Source organism: Desulfuromonas sp. AOP6 (genome assembly GCF_009731355.2).
In the GTDB taxonomy this organism is placed as follows: Bacteria; Desulfobacterota; Desulfuromonadia; order Desulfuromonadales; family SZUA-540; genus SZUA-540.
This window is the reverse complement of record NZ_AP022810.1, coordinates 1,588,000-1,605,926: the sequence shown is the minus strand read 5'-3', so window position 1 is coordinate 1,605,926 and position 17,927 is coordinate 1,588,000. Positions and strand designations below refer to the sequence as shown.

20 protein-coding genes and 1 other RNA gene are annotated in these 17,927 nt (G+C 55.2%); 5 read left to right on the top strand and 16 right to left on the bottom strand.

Translation table 11 applies throughout. From position 1 onward, the window contains the following. Positions 1-62: 62 nt before the first annotated feature. The 3 genes from pgsA to AOP6_RS07495 are packed head-to-tail and all read right to left on the bottom strand — an operon-like array spanning position 63 to position 1,472. Positions 63-650 (bottom strand): CDP-diacylglycerol--glycerol-3-phosphate 3-phosphatidyltransferase, encoded by a 588-nt coding sequence (pgsA, locus tag AOP6_RS07505; RefSeq protein ID WP_155876137.1) that lies wholly within the window; start codon positions 648-650, stop codon positions 63-65. Continuing rightward, positions 647-1,228 carry a lytic transglycosylase domain-containing protein gene (locus AOP6_RS07500; RefSeq protein ID WP_155876136.1) on the bottom strand — a complete coding sequence of 194 codons (582 nt, stop codon included), beginning with the start codon at positions 1,226-1,228 and terminating at the stop codon, positions 647-649. Before AOP6_RS07500 ends, pgsA begins: the two co-directional genes overlap by 4 nt. Then, positions 1,212-1,472 (bottom strand): hypothetical protein, encoded by a 261-nt coding sequence (locus tag AOP6_RS07495; protein WP_155876135.1) that lies wholly within the window; start codon positions 1,470-1,472, stop codon positions 1,212-1,214. The genes AOP6_RS07500 and AOP6_RS07495 overlap by 17 nt, the downstream gene beginning before the upstream one ends. Between AOP6_RS07495 and nadB the strand changes: the two genes are divergently transcribed. The 3 genes from nadB to AOP6_RS07480 are packed head-to-tail and all read left to right on the top strand — an operon-like array spanning position 1,462 to position 3,563. Then, a complete protein-coding gene (nadB, locus tag AOP6_RS07490; RefSeq protein ID WP_155876134.1) occupies positions 1,462-3,060 on the top strand; it encodes an L-aspartate oxidase in 1,599 nt (532 codons plus the stop codon). The two genes, AOP6_RS07495 and nadB, sit on opposite strands and share 11 nt — an antisense overlap. A gap of 20 nt (positions 3,061-3,080) precedes the next feature. Beyond that, on the top strand, positions 3,081-3,353 hold the full coding sequence (locus tag AOP6_RS07485; protein WP_155876133.1) for a chorismate mutase: 273 nt from the start codon (positions 3,081-3,083) through the stop codon (positions 3,351-3,353). Positions 3,354-3,356: 3 nt separating this feature from the next. Continuing rightward, positions 3,357-3,563, top strand: coding sequence for a hypothetical protein (locus tag AOP6_RS07480; protein WP_155876132.1), 207 nt, complete (start codon positions 3,357-3,359; stop codon positions 3,561-3,563). Between the two features lie 127 nt (positions 3,564-3,690). On the opposite strand, the gene AOP6_RS07475 is transcribed toward AOP6_RS07480, so the two are convergent. Then, positions 3,691-4,350 (bottom strand): hemolysin III family protein, encoded by a 660-nt coding sequence (locus tag AOP6_RS07475; protein WP_155876131.1) that lies wholly within the window; start codon positions 4,348-4,350, stop codon positions 3,691-3,693. Positions 4,351-4,443: 93 nt separating this feature from the next. Between AOP6_RS07475 and AOP6_RS07470 the strand changes: the two genes are divergently transcribed. Continuing rightward, positions 4,444-5,250 carry a DUF3014 domain-containing protein gene (locus tag AOP6_RS07470; protein WP_155876130.1) on the top strand — a complete coding sequence of 269 codons (807 nt, stop codon included), beginning with the start codon at positions 4,444-4,446 and terminating at the stop codon, positions 5,248-5,250. Between the two features lie 81 nt (positions 5,251-5,331). Here the strand turns inward: AOP6_RS07470 and AOP6_RS15270 are convergent, their stop codons facing one another. The 4 genes from AOP6_RS15270 to AOP6_RS07450 form a co-directional block, all read right to left on the bottom strand. After that, complete coding sequence (locus AOP6_RS15270) at positions 5,332-6,057, bottom strand: UPF0149 family protein (protein WP_155876129.1); 726 nt, start codon at positions 6,055-6,057, stop codon at positions 5,332-5,334. Between the two features lie 49 nt (positions 6,058-6,106). After that, positions 6,107-7,048 carry a hypothetical protein gene (locus AOP6_RS07460; protein WP_155876128.1) on the bottom strand — a complete coding sequence of 314 codons (942 nt, stop codon included), beginning with the start codon at positions 7,046-7,048 and terminating at the stop codon, positions 6,107-6,109. A 40-nt stretch (positions 7,049-7,088) separates the two neighbouring features. Then, the gene (locus AOP6_RS07455) at positions 7,089-7,280 is read right to left on the bottom strand and encodes a hypothetical protein (RefSeq protein ID WP_155876127.1); all 192 of its coding nucleotides are present in this window, start codon (positions 7,278-7,280) and stop codon (positions 7,089-7,091) included. Positions 7,281-7,373: 93 nt separating this feature from the next. Beyond that, positions 7,374-9,251, bottom strand: a complete 1,878-nt coding sequence (locus AOP6_RS07450) for an aldehyde ferredoxin oxidoreductase N-terminal domain-containing protein (protein WP_155876126.1) — start codon at positions 9,249-9,251, stop codon at positions 7,374-7,376. Between the two features lie 127 nt (positions 9,252-9,378). Between AOP6_RS07450 and AOP6_RS07445 the strand changes: the two genes are divergently transcribed. Further along, complete coding sequence (locus AOP6_RS07445; protein ID WP_155876125.1) at positions 9,379-10,776, top strand: NlpC/P60 family N-terminal domain-containing protein; 1,398 nt, start codon at positions 9,379-9,381, stop codon at positions 10,774-10,776. 66 nt (positions 10,777-10,842) lie between these two features. Here AOP6_RS07445 and ssrA read toward each other — a convergent pair. The 8 genes from ssrA to AOP6_RS07405 all read right to left on the bottom strand — a co-directional run bounded on the left by ssrA (position 10,843) and on the right by AOP6_RS07405 (position 17,904). Further along, positions 10,843-11,198: a transfer-messenger RNA gene (gene ssrA, locus AOP6_RS07440) on the bottom strand. A 113-nt stretch (positions 11,199-11,311) separates the two neighbouring features. Further along, positions 11,312-11,773, bottom strand: a complete 462-nt coding sequence (gene smpB / locus AOP6_RS07435) for an SsrA-binding protein SmpB (RefSeq protein ID WP_155876124.1) — start codon at positions 11,771-11,773, stop codon at positions 11,312-11,314. A 5-nt stretch (positions 11,774-11,778) separates the two neighbouring features. Next, positions 11,779-12,240, bottom strand: a complete 462-nt coding sequence (locus AOP6_RS07430) for a SoxR reducing system RseC family protein (RefSeq protein ID WP_155876123.1) — start codon at positions 12,238-12,240, stop codon at positions 11,779-11,781. A 93-nt stretch (positions 12,241-12,333) separates the two neighbouring features. Next, positions 12,334-13,602, bottom strand: a complete 1,269-nt coding sequence (locus tag AOP6_RS07425; RefSeq protein WP_155876122.1) for an amidohydrolase family protein — start codon at positions 13,600-13,602, stop codon at positions 12,334-12,336. 9 nt (positions 13,603-13,611) lie between these two features. Then, positions 13,612-15,273: a pyridoxal-dependent aspartate 1-decarboxylase PanP gene (gene panP, locus AOP6_RS07420; protein ID WP_155876121.1), complete on the bottom strand. Its 1,662-nt coding sequence runs from the start codon at positions 15,271-15,273 to the stop codon at positions 13,612-13,614. A gap of 17 nt (positions 15,274-15,290) precedes the next feature. After that, on the bottom strand, positions 15,291-16,178 hold the full coding sequence (panC, locus tag AOP6_RS07415) for a pantoate--beta-alanine ligase (protein WP_155876120.1): 888 nt from the start codon (positions 16,176-16,178) through the stop codon (positions 15,291-15,293). A gap of 8 nt (positions 16,179-16,186) precedes the next feature. Then, on the bottom strand, positions 16,187-16,990 hold the full coding sequence (gene panB, locus AOP6_RS07410; protein ID WP_155876119.1) for a 3-methyl-2-oxobutanoate hydroxymethyltransferase: 804 nt from the start codon (positions 16,988-16,990) through the stop codon (positions 16,187-16,189). A gap of 338 nt (positions 16,991-17,328) precedes the next feature. After that, the gene (locus AOP6_RS07405; RefSeq protein ID WP_213194819.1) at positions 17,329-17,904 is read right to left on the bottom strand and encodes a flavin reductase family protein; all 576 of its coding nucleotides are present in this window, start codon (positions 17,902-17,904) and stop codon (positions 17,329-17,331) included. Positions 17,905-17,927 lie beyond the last annotated feature (23 nt).

Here is a 17,927-nt window from a genome sequence, read left to right as displayed (position 1 = left end):
GCAAAACGATTTCTTCAAGTCAACAGAAAATTCTAAAAAAATTTACCCGTCCCCACTTTCTTTTATTTCGCAATAACTTTAAAGAATTTAAGGAGATAGTCGAGCCCAGACCAGATGGTTAGGACCAGAGCGACAGCAAAAAAGAAGGTGCCGACATTATGCATATTGACCTGCAGAAGGTTCCATTCCACCCCGAAAAACCAGAAATAGTCATAGTGCAGCAGCAAGCCGATGATAGCCACCACCTGGAATATGGTCTTGTACTTTCCCAGCGGGCTTGCCGCAATGACAATCCCCTCTGCCGAGGCAATGGAACGCAGCCCGGTAATGCTGATTTCTCGGGCCAGAATAACAAAGACGGCCCAGGCGGGAACTCGCCCCATGGGAATCATCATGATCAGGGCCGCCATCACAAGGAGTTTATCTGCCAAGGGATCAAGAAATTTACCGAGGACAGTGACGATATCCCACTTACGGGCCAGGTAGCCGTCAAGCCAGTCTGTAAGCGAAGCCAGCGCAAAGACGATGGCAGCCCACAAACTGGCAGTCGGGCCATCAAAAAGAAGAAGGATGACCAGCAGCGGCACGGCCGCCATTCGACCCAGGGTGAGGACATTGGGAGGGTTTAGCAAGCCGCCGGCATGACTCATAAGAGGGATTCCCTGTCAATCTGATACTCATACAGATATTTTTTTACCCGCTCGACATAGTTGCGTGTTTCTTCATAGGGTGGGATGCCGCCATGCCGTCGTACAGCCCCGGGTCCGGCATTGTAGGCGGCCAAGGCCAAGTCGAGCCGGTTGTTGAACTGGTCGAGCATGAGACGCAGATAACGGCTGCCTCCTCTGATATTGTCTTCCGGATCAAAGGGGTTCCTGACCCCCATATCTCGGGCTGTTTCGGGTAAGAGCTGCATCAGGCCGAGGGCTCCTTTGGTGGAAACCGCCTTGGCATTGAAGTCACTTTCGGCTTTGATGACGGCTTGAACCAGCGCTGCTTCGAGGCGGTAGAGATCCGCGCAGTATTTTATGACGTCTTTGAGTGAACGGGTGTCCGAGCCTTCTTTCATATAAAAGCTGAAATGGCTTGAGGTGGGCGTATTGGTGAAGTGGACCTTGCCATCAGCATCGACATATCGGTAGATATCGGCCTGGCAGGGGGTGCCGAAAAAGGTCAGAGCCAGAACAAATGACAGCTGAATGACGAGGTATTTATAAAGTTGATCCATGAATTTGACCTGTCCGGATTGTTCCCTGCCTGGAACTATAGGTTAAAAGTTCTAATATTTCAACCAAGTTACCAATCAAAAGCCCGGGTTCAAAAATCTTGACAAGGGTATTTGGGGGGCCGATAATGACATGCTTTTGCAAAATCCGCCCCAACGCGGCTTTTCTTCGCTTCTTTTCCAGAATCTCCTGCAGGCTGTCCTGCAGGACCTCAACCCTCTTGTGAGGTATGAAGATGAAAATCACGTCGGATTTCCTGGTCATCGGCAGCGGCATTGCAGGCCTTTCTTATGCATTGAAGGTGGCTGACAGGGGAACGGTTTCGATCATCACCAAACGCAACATTTCTGAAACCGCCACCAACCTGGCCCAGGGGGGAATCGCCTCGGTTTTTTCGACACAGGATTCCTTCGGCGCTCATATCCGCGATACCATGGTCGCTGGCGCCTTTCTTTCCAACGAAGAGGTTGTTCGCATTGTCGTCGAAAGCGGTCCTCAGGCCATTCAGGACCTCATCGATTGGGGGGTCCGGTTCACCAAAAATGCCGATGACACCTATGCCCTCACGCGGGAAGGCGGCCACAGTGCCCGGCGCATTTTCCATTCCAAGGACATGACCGGCTACGAAATTGAGCGTGCCCTGGTCGAAGCCGTTCGCGCTCATCCCAACATCAGGATCCATGAGAACCATATCGCCATCGACCTGATCACTCAAAGTAAGGCCATTCACCGCCGCCTGAAGCCAGACCATTGCCTGGGCGCCTACGTTCTTGATATCGACAGCAATGAAGTAATCACCTTTGGCGCCCGCATAACAGTTCTAGCTACCGGCGGCAGTGGCAAGGTCTATCTCTATACCTGCAATCCTGATGTCGCTACCGGCGATGGTGTCGCCATGGCCTATCGGGCCGGTGCCACCATTGCCAATATGGAGTTCATCCAGTTCCATCCCACTACCCTCTACCATCCACACGCCAAGTCCTTCCTCATTTCCGAAGCAGTACGCGGCGAAGGTGCGATCCTCAAACGCCGGGACGGCACCGCTTTCATGGCCTCTTATCATGAAATGAAAGACCTGGCGCCGCGGGATATCGTGGCCAGAGCCATTGACAATGAAATGAAGACCTACGGCGACGATTGTGTGTTTTTGGACATTACCCACCGGGGCGCCGATTACATCAAAGATCGTTTCCCCAATATTTACGAGACCTGCCTCTCCTATGGCATTGATATGACGAAAGAACCCATACCCGTCGTGCCGGCTGCTCATTACCTGTGTGGCGGCGTCAAGATCGACACCTTCGGCGAGACAGACGTCCGAAATCTCTTCGCCATCGGCGAAGTTTCCTGTTCCGGCCTGCATGGCGCCAACCGTCTGGCCAGCAACAGTCTCCTTGAAGGCGTCGTCTATGCCGACCGGGCCGCGGGCCGTTCATTGGAGAGGCTGGCCGACAAACAGGCAGACTTCCCCTCAATTGACGCCTGGGACTCAGGCAGCGCCACCAACAGCGACGAAGAGGTAGTCGTGGCACACAACTGGGATGAAATCAGGCGCGGCATGTGGAACTACGTCGGCATCGTCCGCTCTACCAAGCGCCTGACGCGGGCATTGCGCCGCATCAAACTGATTCAGGAGGAAATCGCCGATTACTACTGGGACTTCTATGTCACCTCGGATCTCATTGAATTGCGCAACATCGCCACCATCGCCGAACTCATCGTGCTGTGCGCCCTCGAACGCAAAGAAAGTCGGGGCCTGCATTACACCATCGACTACCCCGAAACCGACGATATTCACTGGAAGCACGACACCCTTATCCGCAAAGAATTTTAGCCCCCGGCCTGGAGAGACCCTTGGATATCGATACCATCAGGGAAGAAATCAACCGACTGGACGACGAATTGCTGAAAATCTTCAACCTGCGCGCCGATCTGGCCCTGAAAATAGGGGAGATAAAAAAAGAACGGCAGTTGCCCGTCTATGACCCCGAACGGGAGAAGCGTATCTTCCAGCGGATGAAAACCATGAATCCGGGACCACTGGAGGATGAGGCTATTGTCCGTCTCTTTGAACGTGTCATCGACGAATCACGTCGCCTCGAACGCATTCGCACGAAAGGACTCTAGCCCATGCTCGTCGTCATGAAAAAAGGTGCCTCGGAAGATGAACTGAGCCAGATCAAACAGTTTCTGGTCGACCACGATTTCGATTTTCATCAGTCCACCGGCGCCAACCGGATTATCATCGGGGTTATCGGCGAGACCAGGGAGTTCGACGCCCAAAGAATCAAGGCACTGCCAGGGGTTCTCGAGGTCTTCAAAATACCCGAGGAATAGGGCTCTCTTACCAGCGCATTCGCCGGACGGCCATGGCCAAAGGGCCGTCCGGCACCCACCTCAAGACGTTCCTCGTAAGCACCATTCTCAGACCGACAAGGTCATTCCAGGCCAAAGAAACAATCACTCAGACTTTCATGGGAACCACGTATAAATAGATGGCCAGATAATGCAAGAAGCTGCCAGCCAGTACAAAAAGATGCCAGATGGCATGGTTGAAAGGAATACGCTCAATCGCGTAGAAGAGGACGCCCAAGGTGTAGGCCACTCCGCCCGCTACCAGTAACAGAACTCCCGGTAGTGGTACAGCTACCAGGAGGGGTTTGATCGCGATGATCACCAGCCAACCCAGGCCGATGTAGAGGAGAGGTGCAACAATTCGCAGGCGATGCGGCATGAAGGCCTTGAAAGTCATGCCAACAAGGGCCAGGCCCCAGACCGTACCAAACAACGACCATCCCCAGGCACCATTGAGGCTGACCAGAGTGAAAGGCGTGTAGGTTCCGGCAATCATGAGAAAAATACTGGCGTGGTCGAGGATACGAAAAACGTACCTGACACCGGGAGTTCGCACTGTGTGGTAAAGGGTTGAAAGAGTGTAAAAAGTGACCAGGCCGGTTCCGTAGATGGCACTACTGGTAATGCGCCAAGGATCGGCAGTGTGAAAGGCTGCTTTCATCAGGATGACGAAACCGACCACACCTGCGAGGGCACCCAAACCGTGCGTCAGGCGATTGGCCAGTTCTTCGGCCTTTGAATAATAGACCAGGCGCTCAGACAATCGCATATTCTTCACTGGAAAGAGCTTTCTGGTTGAGGTAACCTGAAGCCGTTTTGAAATTTGGTCATTTCACCCCAGGCTCGAATACGGGAAAATGTTATGAAAAAAACGACCATGCTGGCCACATCCCTCGCCCTGATGCTGGGCGTCATCTTTCTACTGTCCCTCTGGAAGGATCTATTTCCACCCTCCCCAACCGAACCGGCCCGGCAGCCAGTCGTTACCCCCACCGCACCACCAGCGGACAAGACGCCTGCCATTATTCATCCGGTTCCTGAACTTCCGGCCAGGAAAGAGAGTTCAACCCCTCCCCTGCCGACGCTGGACGAAAGTGATTCAGCCATGGCAGCGGAAATCCGCGGATTAAGCCCTGAATCAAACCCGGAGAACCTTTTCATTCTCGACCACTTTATCCGTCGACTGGTTCTTCTGGTCGACACTCTCCCGAAGGCGCAACTGGCGGCGAACCGTCTGCCTGTACGTCCGGTGGGTGGCTCTTTCCAGGTGACCGAAGGAGCAGAGCAAACCATCATCAGCCCGGATAATTACCAGCGATACGCCCCTTTTGTGCGTTTTGTGGAAGGATTGAACAGCGAGAAAGCCGTCGACCTCTATGTGCGTTTCTATCCTCTATTCCAACAGGCCTACCGGGATATGGGCTACCCTGATGGCACCTTCAACGACCGCCTCATCGAAGTGATCGACCATCTGGTGAAAGCACCGACCGTAGCGGAGCCCATCAGGGTAACACGCCATGTTGTGCGCTACCGTTATACTGACCCAGATCTCGAAGCCCTCTCGGCGGGACGCAAAATACTCCTTCGCATCGGACCACAAAACGCCTTGAAGATAAAGAGCAAGTTGAGCGAGATACGAGGGCACCTGGTCAGTTTACCGCGAACCTGATCCTCCAGCTAAAAAGGCGATCAAAAATGATCGCCTTTTTAGTTCCGCCAGTTTGAGCCACCGGACGAATCACCTCATTTATTAATTCAGGCCACAACATTTTTTATATTTTTTGCCACTGCGACAGGGGCAGGGGTCGTTTCGACCCGTACGCCCGCCTGAAGTGACCAAAAATGAGCGCTGTTCCCCAATAGCTCCGCCAGCTTTCTGCATCTGCAGAAAATCGGCAAAGTCCTGCAGAGATTCTACCGCCAGAGCCAGCTGATCCAGCAGCTGGTTCCAGACTCCCATGATCTCTTTTTCGTTTTCGCCAACACCTTCGAACATTTCGGGAAGTTTTTCGGGATGAGCCACCCCCAAAACGATCAGAAGGCAATTCATGATCGCTTCGCGGTCTTCATCCATTTCGGTTTTTTCCAGGACTTCTTCCGGCATCCACAGATAAGCGCGCCGGGCCAGAGCCTTATCCAGGCCGGAAGCCCACTTTTTAACGGCTAAAAAATTATTTGCTTTCTGTAGCGCCAGGTCAAAGGGAAAATCGAGTTTCGATACTTTGCGAAGGGACTGGAGCCGAAGGATCGTTTCCGTCAAGGTGGCAAAAAGTCGGTCCGACTCAGCGGAATCAGGGAATGCCGCCAGGGATTCACCAAAAATATCGGCAAACCATTCCCCCGGTTCCGTACTGTCCGGTGTAATCGCCAGGCCAAAGAGGTAGCCCTCCAGTTGGTCGAGGCACATGGCCTCTTTCGGATCCACAGCATGGTCCAGAAGCGTCTTCAGAGCCCTTTTTTCGTTTTCAGTCAACATGTCTTAAATAACCTGTAACCTTTTCCACCATAAAATATATTGGTGAGTATCAGCGATTTTTTCCTGAAATACCCTCGCGCACCCTATGCTCTACGACCTTACCAAAATCTGGAGTGAATATCATCCGCCCCAGTCGCAAAAATCCCCAGAGGAAAAAAAGGGGCAGCAAAATGGTATTGAGCACGAAGATGACCACCAGCTGAATCAACTTATCGAAGATGCCGGTGCTAACCCGTTTGACGGCGTCAAGCCGTTGGCGAAAATCAAGGACGCTCAGACTCTGCTCGGCGGCCTGGTTCAATGCCTGACGGGTTTTTTCCAGCCAGCCGGCAGAATTTTCAGGTGATGACGCTGTTACGCCGGCCGCGTCAGGAACCACTTTTTGAAGCGTTTCAAGGTCGTACTTCACTTCGTTGATGGTTTCGGCATACCGCTGTTCCAGTACCGCATCATAGGCCGCGTTGTTGATCCAGGCCATGGCCGGCACACAAAAGCGAACCAGGACAACCACCAGCAGCAGGGATTTGGCCAGTCGTGCAAAATTGGCGGAAAAGCGCCCCGATGACCACAGCGCCGCCAGGAAAAAGGTCAGAGAGCCGACCAGAAGAACCTGGATGCTCAGCCAGGGACTAATTTCAATGAGAACCTTCTGGATGCCAAGAGAAGCCAGGCACGCCAACATTACCCAGGAAAAACGCTCAACCAGATCGTTGACAGGATCAAGAGCCTGGCCGAGAGCCAGGGTGACGCCGACGCCGGCCGGCTGGACCATCAGCTCACTTTCCTGCACCACGGAAATGACCGCGTTGAGAGTGCGGGCAATGACGTAACTTCCACCAGCCCGCAAAAGTGCCTCGTTTACATAGGTCAGGGCGGCGCTGTCTATCGACCTGAACAAGGCGTTATCGTACAGCACCCCGCGCGGGCCAGGGAGAACTGAAAAAAAAAGCAAGACAACTATCACGCCGCTGTAAATAAGTTTTTTGCGCATAATCCCTGCCCCTGACGTCCGGCCACAACCTACAGTAAAGCTATCCGAGAGATTTTTCGAGAGCCTGGTAAAAAAAGACGCTGCCAATAATCGTGACGATACAGATGGTGGAAGAAAACAGGCTGATTCCCACCATTACCAGCGCCACCTTGCGATGACGGGCGCGCCAGCTTAGCCAGGCAAGAATGGCGCAGAGAATAGCGATGGGAATCAGCAGCAGCAAAAAGAGCATGAAAAACGAACCTCCCCGGAAAACTTCGGGGACGATAGCATAGAGTCTTTTTCCCTGGCAACCCCTGCCCTGCCGGCAACCTTACCCTTGGGTTTAGAAAAACTCCCGCAGGCTCTCGTCGATACCCATGAGCGTTTCGTACCAGAATTCCCGGGCCGCCTCAACCTTGTCCATTTCAAACCTCTGCAGCCAATCATCAAGGCGCGGGTCCACCTCGACGTCCACGGTTTTTTTGCGTTTCAAAAAGGTATGCAGGTAATCGATATTGCGCTCCGACTCCCAGAAAATAGGGCTGTTGCGACTGTTGAGGCGACTGGCTAGCACGGAGATGGCGCGCTGGTAGGCGTCTTTGCTTTGATAGAGCGACCCCATGACTTCGGGCAGCATCTCTTCGGCCCAGCCCCGGTGAAAACGGCAGGTGCCGAGATTGTCGAGGATAAGTTCCTTTTTCATGCGTTCGGCGCACATGCGCCCCAGGGTCCGTGGCGGGACGAAGTCGTAACTATAGATCATGTAGTATTTGCCCATAATGGCCATGGGCGCAAGTACCCCGGCCACCCAGTACTGGTTCGGCACCATCCAGCCACGGCGGTTGAAGGCAACATATACGAGGCTGTCGTGCAGCTTGATCCCCTTCTGGTGCGAATGCAGTCGGCTCCACTTGCGCACCCCTTCGCGAAAATCGAGAATTCCTCGCCGCTCCAAAATGGCGTCAATAAGATCGCAGCCCAACTGCGCGTTGTGCATTGAATCGGCCACCACGTCAAACTGCGCCAGCGACCAACGGGGTTGCTCAGTCACGCCGAGTTCCGCCGGTGTTAATATCCCCTGATCGAGCAAATCCATCAGCCAGGCCAGCACCCCGCCACTGGAGATGGCGTCGAAGCCCATGGCGTCGCAGTGACGGTTGAGTTTTTCTGCCGACCGCTGGTCGAAAATCCCGCAGAGTGGGCCCAAGGTCTGGTAGGGTTCGTAATCCTTCTTATATTGGCCGTTCAGCTTCTTGCACACAGCGACACAGGGCTCGCCGCAGGTAGCCTGCTGTTTTTTGCGGATGGTCTCTTCATTGAACTGCTTCAGATAGTGATTCAAAACCATGTTTTCGTGCAGGGCCAGGCGTTCTTCTTCGCTCCAGAAGATGGTGCGGTAGTTGAAAGCCAGAATCCGTCCCCCCATGCCGGCATAGTTGACCCCAAAGGTTCCACCTGTCTGCAGTTTTTCGTCGTAACGATATTTGGTGGTGACCTCCAGATCCTTCTGCATCAGATGCAGGTTGTATTTGTTACGAAACCATTCGTCGACCACCTTGCGGTCGCGAAAATCCTCGTTGACCAGGGTGCCGCCATAGATGATGGCCACGATGCCGTGCTTCTGCACCATAGCGCTGCCGAAACCACCACGCCCGGCCCAGGTGTCGACGTGGCTGATCTTTCCCTTATTGATGGGAACGGACATGATGCCGCCCATGTCCGTTGAGACGGACGCCGGTCCGGTGACCAGAATGCGGGGGTCGTTCTCGTAGCGATGAGCGAACATATCATAGACCCGGTCGGTCATGGCGTAAACGCCCTGGCGTCCTGATTGCCAGATCGACGACGCTTCCACCGGAACCACCTCGACCTCGATCTCTTCGCCATGATTGCGGTTAAGAAAAAGCACCGAGGGAACCGGCGCTTTACCGACGAGGCTGAGCATGTTGATACCCAGATTATCGAAAACCAATCCTGCTCCCCCCATGGAACTGATGTAATACCCTTGCCAGCAGGGAGAATAGCCCGTCACCATCAGTCGGTTGGAACCAGGAAAGATGGAACCGGCAAAGAGACCGACGCCAAAATTGAGGCTGCGATACTCCTCGGTCATGTGGATACCGAGATCGACAGGGCCGAAATAACGGTCGAAACCATACTTTTTCATGCGATAGAAACCACTGGCCGCATCGACCAGAAGAACACGCTGGAACTGAGTCATCGAACACCTCGAGGTAAAAATGCAATGTGCTTAACTTCCTTAGACGATATTCTATCCCCTCCTGATAAAATGACCAGACATGATTTCGACAAGAGGACAGTAGCCAAAGAAGAACGAAGGATTTATCATGATGAGGCAGGCGGTTCTGTTTGCCATCCACTTTTTTCAGCTACAAGGATTTGTCCAGATGATACGGCTACCAGGATTTTCAATCCCAATCCTTCTGCTGATTCTGTTGTTGGCAGGATGCCAGCCCAACCTTTCCCAGCGCACCATCCGGGACCTGACCCTTCTGCCCCAAAGCCCTCTCGCCTACCTGCAGGATATCAATAAACAACGGCCTCTACTCTCCGAGGAGACTCAACTGGAGATGGCGGCGAAATTTCTGGAGCAGCATTATCACCCTTGGCAGCCCGAAAAAGATCGTATCGGCGCCAGCCACCCCTTCTGGGCCATCGACTGGATGAACGAAGGCGCGGTTTACGCCGCCAATCTCCAACCCCTCGACACAGAACAAAGGAACACCCTCACACGTCAGGCCAACGCCGGACGATACCCCAGCCTTGATCGCCGCGCCGTCACCCTGGGACGAGTGAATGTGCGGGCCCTGCCGACCCAATCCCCCCTGTTCAACGATCCGAGCGGTGCCGGACAGGGTTTTCCCTTCGACCTGTTGCAGCATGGCGTTCTGCCCGGCGGTACTCCTTTGCGGGTCACCCATCAGAGCCTTGATGGCGGCTGGGCCTTCGTGGAAACTACCCTGCTTTATGGCTGGATTTCCCTCAACCAGTTAGCCTGGGTCGATGTCCCCCCAGGCCACATGACCGCTTCGGCCAGACATGTCGTGATCACCCAGGATGACGTCGTTTTGAAAGGTGCCGATGGAGACTACCTGTTCAGCGCCAGCATAGGAACGGTTCTGCCGGTGAGCGACAGTACCCCAGCGGGCGACACCGTGCTTGTACCCGTGGCCGACCCAAACCGGAAGGCCCACTGGATTGAAGTCAGGATTCCCCAGGATCAGGCCGAGTCCTTCCCGCTGGTGCTGACCCCGCTCAAGCTGGCCAGCTTGGCTGAACGTTTCATGGGACAGCCCTATGGCTGGGGTGACCTCCATGAAGGCCGCGACTGTTCGGGTACCATCCGCGACCTCTTTGCCCCCTTCGGTTTCTGGCTGCCGCGCAACTCAGCCGATCAGGCCCAGGTAGGCAGAGTCATACCACTAGTGGAGCATGCCCCCAAAGAGCGCGAGAGAATTATCCTTTCCGAAGGAATCCCCTTCCTGACATTGGTCCAGCTGCCAGGCCACATCATGCTCTACCTGGGTGAATACGATGGGCACCCTGCCCTCCTGCATACATTCTGGGGCGTACGCACCGAAACCTTAACCGGTCGGGAAGGTCGCTGGCTCGTCGGCAAAACAGCGATCACCACCCTGCAGCCTGGTGTGGAAGAAAATGGCCTCCTTTTAAAGATCGGCAGTCTTCGAGACAGGGTGATGAACATGAATTTGCTGCTTGACTGAGGAAATTTGTTAAAAGTCCCAAAATGCACAAAAGGACGACCCCGATTGGGATCGTCCTTTTGAATTTGGTGGAGGTGGCGGGAATCGAACCCGCGTCCGAAAACCTTTCACGTAAGGCTTCTACATGCTTAGTCGGTGTTTTGAGTTTAACCCGGAGCCGCTCCCACAGACAGGATTTGAACCGGGCGAGTCTGCTTTATTTCGCCTCTGCACCGCAGTCACTTGCAGAGACTAGCCCACTAAATTGACGTCTCAGACCCTACGCGGGCGATAAGGAAAGAGACGAGGCAGCAATTAAGCTGCCAGTGCGTACGAAACGTCAGAGTCGGCGTTTGTATTGTTGCCAGTTTTTTAACGAGGCCCACTGGCGTCCCCGGCATGCCACCTTCGCTTCCGATCCCCGTCGAAACCTTGACACCCCCTTTGAAATTTACGGAGTAAGCGAATGGGGTGAGGTGCTGATTCAACACCTCATAAACTTGTTTAACTTTTATAACACAAGTGCCTGAAAAATACAAGGAAAGTTTTACTTCGCCTAGTCCTCACGCCGCCCGTTCTTAAAGGCCTTGGCCATCTCACGGTCGGCCTCTTTCTGCTTCAGAGATTCGCGTTTGTCATGCAGCTTCTTACCCCGCCCGATCCCGATCTCCAGCTTGACACGACTGTCTTTGAGATAAATCTTGGTCGGCACCAGCGACAGTCCTTTTTCATCGACCTTGCGGATAATTTTATTGATCTCTTCGCGATGCAGCAGCAGTTTTCGTACCCGCGTGGGATCGACATTTTCGCGGTTGCCCTGCTCGTAAGGACTGATGTTCATATTGTTGATGAAAATCTCACCGTCCTTGATGCGACAGAAGGATTCCTTGATATTGACCTTACCCAGGCGCAGTGACTTGACTTCGGTGCCTGTAAGGACCATGCCGGCCTCGTAGACTTCATCGATGAAGTAGTCGTGGTAGGCCTTCTTGTTATTGGCGATAATCTTGATTCCCATAAATCCTATCCGCCCGCAGGCAGGTCTTCGTCGTCAACAATCTGAGTAATTTGTGGCATGAAGGATTCGCGGGCCAGGGCGCGGGTTCCCACTCGGATAATCAGGAACGACCCGACTAGAAAAGCGACCCCGATGATCGCGGAGAGCAGATTGGGATCGGGACCGTTTTCCAGCCATTCACCGACGGCCAAGCCGGCGACAGCCCCGATGACCAAGGCTATCAGGGGAACGATATACAACATGAAGGACGACTGCAGAAAAGTCTTGGTACTGGTGACGAGCCGTACCCGGTCACCCACCTTGGCGCCGAGGTGATTGTGCGCTTCGACCAGCATGGATTTGTTGTCATTACCGACCTGGCACAACCCGTTGGATGCGCAGTGTTTGCAAAAAGAGCCTTTTTGGCACAGGACAAGAGCCACGGCCTTGCCCTTGATCTCGACAACAGTTCCTACCTCTTCCATCATGAGACACCTCGGGATATCGTCTGATTCCGGCTGCGGAGTCAACTTCCGCACCGCCTCTATCCGATTTTGCGAAGGTCGAATTATACGGGGTGATCAGGCTTTTTGCAAGACATCCCTGCCGGAAAGAAAGAGGCTGCTGACCTCTTCACTGCGGCCAGGCTGGCAGAGGAAATCGAACAGACCAGAAGCAGAAGGCAGCGTCTGCGGCCGGAGAATCTGAAAGTGTGCCCCGTATCCCGCCTGCAGACATCCCATTTCACCAGCAAGGCCAAGGGCGAGCGCCCCCCCGCTGGTGGCCATGCGCAGCAACTCGACGGATGTGAGCGCCCCCTCGAACCAGTCGAGGGCGAATGCCATTTCGTCCCAGATGGACAAAGTGTCGCAACTGGCCAGACTGTCCGTACCCAACACGAGAGGCACACCTGCCTGGCGATAAAGGGCGACGGGGGCCCTGCCCACGCCCAGGCGGGCGTTAGAGCGAGGGCACAAAGCCAGAGTCACCTTCTTTTGACTCAGCAGGCGGATATCCTCTTCGTCGACTTGAACCCCATGAGCCAGCAGGGTGGAAGGGAGCAAGCCGCCCCGCTCATACAGATAGGCTGTCGGGGTGCGGTGGGCTGGTGGAGGAACCTCCTGCTGCCAGCCCACTGAAGGATAGAAGATTTGCGCGAGATCACCACCGGAGGACTCGAGAAAAGTTCGCTCTTCAGCCGATTCCCCCAAATGGATGGACAGGGGAGTCTGCTGACGGCGGGCAAAATCCACCACCTCTTCCATGTACCGGTCGGACAGGGTATAGGGGGAGTGCGGCGAGAGCCCGAAAGTCAGGTGCCCCGCCCTGCCCTCGCGCAGAATTTCACCGACGGCATTCAGCAACCGTCGGCCGTGCTCTGGATGACGGCCGAGGGTTTCCAAAAAGAGGGTGCCAAACAGGGGCACCTGCCGGTAGGCGACGCGGGCGGGAAACCAGGAGAGGATATCGCCAACGGCGCCCGTGCCGGCTGCCATGCACCGTCCGATGCCGTCTTCCAGGGAAGGCTGATAAAGCTGCGAATCAAGGCCGCGTTTGACCCGAACGACCTGCATAATCCAGTCCACAAAGGACTCGGGAGCAGACGTCTCGCCCTTTTTCAGGGCCCAGTCGGGAAAATGGGTGAGTTCGAGGTGGGTGTGGGCGTTGACCAGCGGCGGCAGCAGGATACCGTCGGGAAAATCGACTTTTCGAGCTTGGGGATAGGCTGCCAGCAGCTCCGGACGGGAACCGACGGCAAGCAGGCGTCCATCCCGCACGGCGATGGCGCCATCCTCCAGGGGTGGCGCACTGATAGGCAGAACGAAGCGAGCGGTATAGAGAGTAACCATGACGAGCGATCAACCGGCTTTCTGAGCCGAGTGCGGCAACCGCAGGATATCACGGATCTGCCGCAGCAGCTCCTGAGTCTCCTCATGCTGCACGAGGTCGCACTGTTCCTGCAGGACCTCATCGAGGATATCGTCGGTGGTCAGGGGATTGGCCAGCACCACCCGGAAGACGGTGAGAGGATCATGGCCATAGCGGGCAAAGCGAAGGCTGGTTCGTGAAACGAAAGTATTGCCCACTTCACGCTGCTCTTTCTGAATCAGGCGGGTGATCTGGTCTAGCAGTTCGTTGACCCGACCCAGGCTCTCCGGCGCTGCCTTGGCCAGAACGATCTGCACATCAGCCGGATTATAACGATAGGTCAGGATGTTCAACTCCGGTTCAGACATGAGCTCGAAGTCGGGGTGACGGCGGATCTTGTCGGCAAAGGTGCGAGCCCGGGCGAGGCCCAGGTCGATGAGAAGTTCATAGCCCTTGCGCCCAATGATGGACAAGCCGGCATGGACCAGCATCGACTTGCCGGGCCGGGAGCCTTCCAGGGTGTGGCTGCCCAGATCTTTGGAGCCGTGGCGTAGAATATAGGCGGCATGGTGTTCAATAGCAGTCAGAGCGGCCGGATCTTTGAACAGCACCATGCCGGCACCCATGGGCACGTAGAGTTGCTTGTGAGCATCAATGGTGACAGAATCAGCCCGCTCAATGCCTCGCAGAAGATGGCGGTGATTCTTGGAAAAAAGGGTCGGCCCGCCCCAGGCGGCGTCTACGTGGAAATGGCAATCGATTTCTTCGGCATAGTCCGCCATGGCTTCCAGGGGATCGACGTTACCGGTCTCGGTGGTGCCGGCGATACCGACCATCGCCATAGGGCGGATGTTCCTGCTTCGCAACTGTTCTACCTGCTGGCGCAAATGAGCCATATCCATGCGGTTGTTGTCATCCGTTTCCACCAGAACCAGGTTCTCGCGACCGATTCCCAACACGTCGGCAGCCTTGCCGAGACTGTAATGCCCACGCCGTGAAACCAGAACCGCCAGTCCGTGGCAGCCAAGGTGCTGCATGGCCCGAAAAAAACCTTCCTGGGCAATGCCACGAAAATCGCCGGAAGGGCCGCACAGACGGTTGCGGGCGGTCCACAGGGCGGTCACGTTGGCAATCGTCCCCCCGGAACAGAAGGCTCCCAGGGCATGGTCGCTGTCGTGGACCCAGCGCGTGTAGAAATTGTCGCTTTCTGCGTAAATGAGACGATGCAGCATGGCCAGCACCTGCCGTTCCATGGGCGTAAAGGCCTTGGAAGTTTCCACCTTGACAAGATTCTGGTTGAGTGCCGTCATGATTCGCGACAACGGGAGCATGAAATAGGGCAGCGCCGAGGTCATGTGACCGATGAAACTGGGAGAAGCCGTATGGACCGACTGGGCCACCAGCTTCTCTTTGACAAATTCGGTGTAGTCGGAAACGTAGGTAGGATCTTCGGGAATGTGAGAGTCGGAGAAGTCTTCCTCGATCTCTTCCAGACTGCGTTCAAGGGCGACGATGTGCTCCTGTAAAAAGCCCGTGACGTTGTCGGTAATCGCTTTATCCACCTCGCCGAGCCTGGAATCCGGGCTTTCAGGGACAGTGAAAATACGATACAGATTTTCCAGGTTGGCCTTGGCTAGCTCTCGCGGTGTCATCGCATCCTCTTCGGATATCAGCCTCGGGATGGGGCCGAATCCAGCAAAAAGCCGTTGTCGATCAGGCGGGTCTGGCCGATAAAGACAGCCAGCAGCAGGACGGAATCATGGTCGATCTTGGCCTGCTGTTGCAGGGTCTGTTGGTGGCAGATCTGGATGTAATCGATGCGGGCTTCGGGCATGGCGGCAATAAGCTGCCTCAGTTCGGCAATGACCTCGTCGGCCGCGGCCTGCCCCTGGGCTGCCATCTGTCTGGCCATCGCCAGAGCGCGGGAGAGCACCAGGGCCTGTCGGCGCTGCTGCTCGCTCAGATAGACGTTGCGTGAGCTCATGGCCAGCCCGTCCGCCTCGCGCACGATGGGCATACCGATGACATCGACGGGCAGATTGAGATCGATGGTCATGCGGCAGATAACGGCCAGCTGCTGAAAATCTTTCTGACCGAAGAGAGCCACATGGGGCTGCACGATGGTGAATAGTTTGGTTACCACCGTCGTGACACCGCGAAAATGGCCAGGGCGGCTGGCGCCGCATAACGCATCCGTCAAACTTTCGACATCGACATAGGTGGCATAGCTGCGGGGATACATGTCACTGGCATTGGGCGCGAAGATCAAGTCGGTTCCCGCTGTCGCCGCCAAAGCTGCGTCCCGCTCGAGGTCGCGAGGATAGTTGTCGAAATCTTCACCGGCGCCGAACTGGGTCGGATTGACGAAAATGGACAGGACCAGCACATCCCCTCGTCGGCGACCTTCCCGCAACAGCGAAAGGTGTCCCTCGTGCAACCAGCCCATGGTGGGAACGAAGGCGATGCGCTTGCCCGCTTCACGCAGAGCCAGGCAGCGCTGCTGCATCTCACTGACAGAGCGGATAATCTCTGGGGTCTTATTCACGGCGCTGGTCATGCCTGCCCTCACTTGAAGCTGTGCTCTGGACCGGGAAAAGTCCCGTCCTTGACTTCACGGATATAGTCGCCGATGCCCTGGCTGATGGTTTCAGAGACATCGGCAAAGCGTTTGACGAACTTGGGCGAGTATTTCTCGCAAAGCCCCAGAATATCGTGGATGACCAGCACCTGTCCGTCACAGTGAACACCAGCGCCGATACCGATGGTCGGGATGGAAACCGCCGCTGTTATCTGCCGGGCCAGCTCGGCCGGTATGCCCTCCAGCACCAGGGCAAAGGCGCCGGCCGCTGCCACCGCTTTGGCGTCGGCCAGCAGCTGGCGCGCCTGCTCATCCAGGCGCCCCTGCACCCGGTAGCCGCCCATGCGATGAATGGACTGGGGCGTCAGGCCGATATGACCGACCACGGGCACATCCATGGCGACGATGGCGGCAATGGTCGCGGCGACGTTCGCACCGCCTTCCAGTTTAACGGCCTGGGCGCCGCCTTCTTTCACCAGACGACCGGCATTGAGGCGGGCTTCTCGCACATCAACTTGGTAGGACAGAAAAGGCATGTCAGCAATTATGACGGCGCTGGAACTGCCGCGCACCACGGCGCGCGTATGATAGATCATCTCATCCATGGTGACTGGCAGGGTGTTATCGTAGCCGGCGACCACGGAACCGACGGAGTCCCCCACCAGAATCATATCGATACCGGCCTGGTCCATCAGGCGGGCGAAGGGATAATCGTAGGCTGTCAAAACGGTGATTTTCTCGCCGGACTCTTTCATTTTCTGAATGTCGAGAATGGACTTCGGTTTATTCACGGTAGTTGGTTCCTTTCGACAGTTCGAGCGATCGGGCCATAAAAAAAGCCTTCCGGACGGGATCCGAAAGGCATGGGTCAGCAAGGGCAGTCAGACGCCCGTTTTCTTCGATGCTTACCTTCCGTCCCGGTCTAAAGATCCAGGCGGTATCTATGTGTGCGGCTTTTTCTTACGTCGGGATCGCCCAGGCTCCGGTACGGGTTCCGGGCCTTTCAGAAATCGTAAAAAAGCGTTTCTCCCTATAACACAGTGAAAAGCTGAGTGTCTACAGCTATCTTGACCCGACTGCCTTCAAACAGGGTTCTCGCAAAAAAAAGATTAGAAAAACCGGCCCTGTTTCAGGATTTGAAAAATTTCTTACCATCACGGTACGCCTGGGCCTTTTTCTCCCCCAGACTCCAGTACTCACGGATGCCCCCCAAATAGACCAGGGGATCAAACGCCAAGGCATCCATCCCCTCATCCAGAAAGGCGTCCTCACGGGCGTGTATTTCGACAATTTCCCCCAGCAGTAAGCTGTATTCACCAAGAGGAACTTCTGAAGTCAGGCGACATTCCACGTTCAGGGGTGATTCGACCAGCAAGGGCGCCTCGACCAGGGTGGCTGGCTCCAGGGTCAGTCCTGCGACAGCCTCCTTGTCCTCATCGCGACCGGATTTAAGACCACAATAATCAGCCTCAACAGCGAGAGAAGCAGGAACCATATTGACCACAAAAGATTGAGTTTCCATGATATTATTATAAGTTTTTCGTGAACGGTTCAGCGACACGCCTATGGTTGGTGGCGTCTTGCTGACAATCCCTACCCAGGAGGCAGTCATCAGGTTGGATGAGCCCTGTTTATCCACTGAAGAAACAAGGGTTGTCGGTTGCGGGAAAAAGGTCACACAGGGACCAAGTTTTCTTTTCAGCATGATCATCCTTTCACTTGGTTCAC